Here is a 1,559-nt window from a genome sequence, read left to right on the forward strand (position 1 = left end):
TGGTGTCTCTGCTTTGGCTGCCTTTGCGTCGGGTGGTGTGGCGCCGGGTGTGGTGGAGGGCGCTGCTGGTGTGGGGAAGCTGGCGGTGTTGTTCACCGGTCAGGGTTCCCAGCGCCTGTCGATGGGCCGCGAGCTCTACACCCGTTTCCCGGTGTTCGCGGAGGCGTTCGACGCTGTCTGTGGTGAGCTGGACCGGCATGTGGAGCGTCCGCTGCGGGGTGTGGTCTTCGGTACGGACGCCGGGGTGTTGGACCGGACGGGTTTCACGCAGCCGGCGTTGTTTGCTCTTGAGGTGGCTCTGTTCCGCCTGGTGGAGTCGTGGGGTGTGCGGCCGGAGTATGTGGCCGGTCATTCGGTGGGCGAGTTGACGGCTGCCCATGTGGCGGGCGTACTGTCCCTGGCGGATGCTGCGGTGCTGGTGGCGGCGCGTGCCCGGTTGATGCAGGCTCTGCCGGAGGGTGGGGCGATGGTGGCCATCGCCACCTCCGAAGCCGAAGTGCGCACGTCGATGACGACCGTCTCCGGTGTTTCCATCGCCGCGGTCAACGGTCCCCAGTCGGTGGTGATCTCCGGTGATGCGGATGCCGTGCTGGCAGTGGCTGAGCGTTTCTCCGCGTCCGGGGTGAAGACGTCACGTCTGCGGGTGAGCCATGCGTTCCACTCGACTCACATGGACGGGATGCTGCAGGAGTTCGCGTCGGTCGTCGGGAAGTTGTCGTTCGAAGCACCACGGATTCCGGTGGTCTCCAACCTCACCGGTACTCTCGCCACCACGGAGGAACTGTGCTCGGTGGAGTACTGGGTGCGGCACGTCCGGGAGGCGGTCCGGTTCGCCGACGGTGTTCAGACCCTGCACGCCGAAGGGGTCTCGCGCTACCTGGAACTGGGCCCGGACGGCGTCCTCACCGCCATGGTCCGCGACTGCCTCCCCGACGACAGCAGGGCACTCCTCGTCCCGGCACTCCGCCGCGACCGGTCGGAGGCGGAAACACTCCTGGGCGTGGTCTCGGGCCTGCATGTTCACGGTGTGGAGATCGACTGGCGGGCGGTGTTCGCGGGTACGGGTGCCCGTCGCGTCGACCTGCCGACGTATGCCTTCGAGCGTGAGCGGTACTGGATCGTTCCGGAACCGCAGTCCGACGAGCAGCAGCTCAACACGGCGGACTCGGCCTTCTGGGAAGCCGTGGACAGCGAGGATGTCGCCACCCTGGCGTCCGTGCTGGACGTGCCGGACGACGCATCGGTGCGTGCGATGGTGCCGTTGCTGTCCCGATGGCGACAGCAGGGCCGGGAGCGTTCGACCATCCAGGACTGGCGCTATCGCGTGGAATGGCGACCGGTGAGCGAGCCCTCTCCTCAGCCGCTCTCCGGAACCTGGCTCGTGGCCATGCCCGAGGGCAGCCGCGTCGGTACCTGGGCCGGCGATGCACTGCGAGCCCGCGGGGCCGAGGTCCTGTCCCTCGAACTGTCGGACGCGACATCCGACCGTGACGAACTGGCCCGTCGGCTGAAGGACGTCATCGCAGACCATCCGGCACTTTCCGGTGTGCTGGCCGTGC

1 protein-coding gene is annotated in these 1,559 nt (G+C 67.8%); it reads left to right on the plus strand.

What is annotated here, in order from left to right:
• Window positions 1-13 precede the first annotated feature (13 nt).
• Window positions 14-1,559: acyltransferase domain-containing protein (locus AC3EQ1_RS31270; RefSeq protein WP_432097677.1), on the plus strand; the 1,546-nt coding region annotated here is incomplete at its 3' end.

It is taken from the genome of Streptomyces sp. bgisy100 (assembly GCF_057709105.1).